The sequence below is a fragment of the Pseudomonas sp. genome, from assembly GCF_035277045.1.
In the GTDB taxonomy this organism is placed as follows: domain Bacteria; phylum Pseudomonadota; class Gammaproteobacteria; order Pseudomonadales; family Pseudomonadaceae; genus Aquipseudomonas.
This window is the reverse complement of record NZ_DATELE010000198.1, coordinates 1-3688: the sequence shown is the minus strand read 5'-3', so window position 1 is coordinate 3688 and position 3688 is coordinate 1. Positions and strand designations below refer to the sequence as shown.

Genomic DNA, 3688 nt, shown 5'->3' with positions numbered 1-3688 from the left:
AACAGGATGCCCCGCGCCTGTTCGGCGCTGGCCGACTTGGTGATCAGAAACGCGGTAAGCGCGTTGAACAGCTGCGAGCCAGCAATGCCCGCCAAAATCACCTGGGCGTTGTTCCCGCTCGGACCACTGGCGCGGGCCAGCAGCAGCACCAGCGCGAACGCCGCCAGCGCCCCGATGAAGGCGCCACCGGACAGGGTCAGGGCGCCCGCGCCGAAGCCGAGCAGGGCGACCATCACCGCGCCGGTCGAGGCACCTGCCGACAACCCAAGCAGGTATGGCTCGGCCAGCGGGTTGCGCAGCAGCGCCTGGAGGATCACCCCGCAGGTCGCCAGCCCAGCGCCGCAGGCGGCGGCCACCAGGGTGCGGGTCAGGCGGTAGTTCCAGACGATGCCCTGGTCGATGGGGTCGACCGGGTAGCCGGCGCCCCACAGCTGGTTGGCCAGCACCTGGTAGACCGCCGTCGGCGAAACGCTGGCTTCACCAATGGCGGTACCGGCCAGCAAGGCCGCGAGCAGTGCGGCGAGGGCCACGGCATAGAGGGGCAGCAGACGCATCATGGTTGCGGTGCTTTACCAGAGGCGAAGGCCTGGGACAGGGTGTCCAGCCCGCGGAACAGGCGGATGCCGGCCTGCATGGCATCGGCGTCGAGGACCACGATGCGGTTGTTTTTCACCGCTTCCATGTTCCTGGTGACGGGGTCGCTGCGCAGGAATTCAAGCTTCTTCTCGAAGTCGTCGGCCGGGAAGCGGCGGCGGTCCATGCGCGCGATGATCAGCCAGGTCGGGTTGGCCTTGGCCAGGGTTTCCCAGCCCACGGTCGGCCACTCCTCGGTGGACTCGACCACGTTGCGCACGCCCAGGGTCTGCAGCATGTAGTCGGCAACGCCCTGGCGACCGGCGACATAGGGGTCGATGTCCAGGTCTGCGCTCGAGAACCAGAACAGCGCCGATGTCTTGCTCAGGTCCTTGCCGGCCAGGCGTGCCTTGGCGGTGTCGAGGCGCGCCTTGAGGTCGGTGTCGAGCGCGGCGCCGCGATCCTGCACGTCGAAGATCTCGGCCAGCTGGCTGACGCTCTTGTAGATGCTCTCGACCTTGAACGGCTGCAGGCGGGTGCCGTCGGCACCGACCAGGTTGTCCTTGCCTTCGCAGTCCGACGGCAGCAGGTAGGTGGGAATCTTCAGCTCATTGAACTGCTCGCGTGTCCCGACCACTCCTTGGGCGCCCACCATCCACTCGAACTGCACGGCCAGCAGTTGCGGACGCTTGCTGATCACCGACTCGAAGCTTGGATCGTTGTCGGCCAGGCGCTCGACCTTGGCGTTCAGCGCCTGGAACTCAGGAAGCACGTTGTTGAACCACAGCGAGGTGCCGGCCAGCTTGTCGCCGAGGCCCAGGGCGTAGAGCATCTCGGTGCCCGCCTGGCCGATGGTCACGGCGCGCTCGGGAGCGTGCTGGAAGGTCTGCGGCATGCCGCAGTTATCGACGGTCAGCGGATAATGGGTCGCGGCGGCCTGGGCCAGGCCGCTCAGGCCGAGGGCGGCCAGCAGGGTGACGAAACGGGGCAGCATGGTGGGTCGATCTCCTATCGGTCAGTACACGGAAGGTACGCGCGGACAGGCATCGCCCACCCTGCGCGCACGCAGGGCAGTCCCGGGCGCGGGTGGGCCGCGCACGGTGAAGATGGCCATCCCGGACACCCCGCCGGTTGGTGATTGTTTGCCGGCAGGTCTCCTGACTGGTGCGTCATGGCCCGGCTCCGGCCTTCCCGGGGATTGACCCAGTGGCATCGAGGGAGCGGGCTCGGCACTTACAGTTGCGGGGGCAGTTCCGTTTGGCCCGCGCATGGCGGGCCGGGGATTCCCTGTTAGTTCCGTGTGGAAACCGGCGGGCGGCATGGTAGACCATCGGACCGCCGGATGGGAACGCTTTTCAGGTCAGAAGTACTTGAGCCAGGTGATGTCCCGCCGGCGTGCCTTGAGCCGGGCGAAGCCGCGCACCGGCAGGTACAGCGACACGCTCAGCAACGCCGCCACCAGCCACACGGCGCCGATCCCGTCGAAACCGAAGTAGTCACCCTGGTTGAGACCGAACAGCGCGACGCTCGCCAGGTACAGCAGCTTGAGCACGTACAGGTGCAGCAGGTAGAAGAACATCGGCGCCGCGCCAAACACGGCCAGCGCGCTGATCCAGCGTGCCTGGCCCGCGCGCTCGAACCCGCGCAGCAGCAACAGGCCGATGCCCAGGGTGAGGGTCAGGAACAGCAGCGAGGGCGGGTACTTGGTGATGTTGAAGAAGCTCATCGCCGTCTGGGTCACGCCCGGATAGCTCGACCACGGCGCCTCACCGTATCCATTGAGCAGGCGCAACGCAACGAACCCCAGCAGGGCGCAGGCGCCGACCAGCAGCAGACGCTGCTGGCGTTCGCCGGGCGCGATGGTGCGAGCGAACAACGGGCCGAGCGCATAACCCAGGGCGATCACGCCAATCCATGGCAGCACCGGGTAGGAGGTGCGCAGCCGCAGGCTGTCGGACACTTCAAGCCAGCCACGGTCATGCAGGATGGCCCACGGTACGTGCAGGGCAGAGCCCGGTGCGAAGTGCAGGCCATCAAGCAGGTTGTGCCCGGCAACGATGGCCACGCCGATCACCAGCAGCCAGGCCCGGGGCAACCATACCAGCGCCGCCAAGGCGATCATGCTGACGCCGATGGCCCAGATCACTTGCATGTAAATCACACTAGGTGGCAACTGGAAAGTCCATGCGAAGTTGACTAGGGTGAACTCCAGAAGCACCAGAAACATGCCGCGCTTGAAAAGAAAGGCAGATACGTCGCTCCGGCCCTGGTTTTTCTCACCGTACAGATACGCTGAAAGTCCGGTGAGCAGTACAAATACCGGGGCGCACAAGTGTGCCAGTGTGCGGCTTAAAAAAAGACTGGGGTCAGTGGCATCGATCGTCATTGGATCGGTGACCTGGCGATGCAGGAAAAACGTTTCGCGGACGTGGTCCAGGAGCATGAACAGGATCACCAGGCCGCGCAGGGCATCGATGCTCTGAAGGCGTTGCGTGACCAAGGTGGGAGTGGCGGAGGCACTTGTCATTGAGGGGATCGCAGGCAGGGTTGGCATCTAATGAAACGTTATCCTATAACACTTCTTGTTCAAGTGTAAGGGCTTTGTGCGTCAGCGATCAGCTCGAGTCCCATAAGGAGTTTGGCAGTCAGGAGCAGCAGCAAGCGGGGCGAGCGATCATCTTTGTTGGAACTGGCAGGTAACTACCCCGGGGCGCTTGTTGGACCGGCAAATCGGGGACATGACGAAGCATCCAGCACTTTCCATTGTTTTCAATAGAACTTTCCAAGGGGCAGTTCTTCGAAATGATTGCGATTGACTGCCCTTTTTCCTGTCATGGAGATTTTTGCGAATGACTACTCGCAACCTGCTGCGTAATACCTGCATCCTGGCCCTGATCTGCGCTCCGGCGAGCGCCTTCGCAGCACCGGACACCGGCCCTGTCTTCACCTTGGGCGGGTTGGGCAGCTACGACAAGTTCAAGCTTGAAGGGGGACGTCAGACTGCATCTGCTCATGCGGGACAAGGGGGAGTCTTTGCCACGTTCGGCAACAAGATGACGGCCGAGTCTGGCCTGATCTACCAGGTCGGCATCGAAGGCAAATATGGCGAAAAAGA

3 protein-coding genes, 1 pseudogene and 1 riboswitch are annotated in these 3688 nt (G+C 63.9%); of the genes and pseudogenes, 1 reads left to right on the top strand and 3 read right to left on the bottom strand.

The annotated features are described in order from the left end of the window. From VJS90_RS11220 to VJS90_RS11210, 3 genes are all read right to left on the bottom strand, one after another. Window positions 1–557: FecCD family ABC transporter permease (locus VJS90_RS11220; protein WP_324121724.1), on the bottom strand; the 557-nt coding region annotated here is incomplete at its 3' end. Further along, window positions 554–1567 carry an ABC transporter substrate-binding protein gene (locus VJS90_RS11215; protein WP_324121723.1) on the bottom strand — a complete coding sequence of 338 codons (1014 nt, stop codon included), beginning with the start codon at window positions 1565–1567 and terminating at the stop codon, window positions 554–556. The genes VJS90_RS11215 and VJS90_RS11220, both read right to left, overlap by 4 nt. Before the next feature lie 136 nt (window positions 1568–1703). Continuing rightward, a riboswitch (cobalamin riboswitch) is annotated at window positions 1704–1900 on the bottom strand. 33 nt (window positions 1901–1933) lie between these two features. Next, window positions 1934–3100 (bottom strand): DUF1624 domain-containing protein, encoded by a 1167-nt coding sequence (locus VJS90_RS11210; RefSeq protein WP_324121722.1) that lies wholly within the window; start codon window positions 3098–3100, stop codon window positions 1934–1936. Window positions 3101–3422: 322 nt separating this feature from the next. Here VJS90_RS11210 and VJS90_RS11205 point away from each other — a divergent pair. Continuing rightward, window positions 3423–3688, top strand: a pseudogene (locus VJS90_RS11205) (hypothetical protein); the annotation flags it as partial.

What these genes read in the sequence shown, in the direction of transcription:
- VJS90_RS11215 (WP_324121723.1), bottom strand. Translation starts at nt 1,567, where the DNA reads ATGCTGCCCCGTTTCGTCACCCTGCTGGCCGCCCTCGGCCTGAGCGGC.
- VJS90_RS11210 (WP_324121722.1), bottom strand. Translation starts at nt 3,100, where the DNA reads ATGACAAGTGCCTCCGCCACTCCCACCTTGGTCACGCAACGCCTTCAG.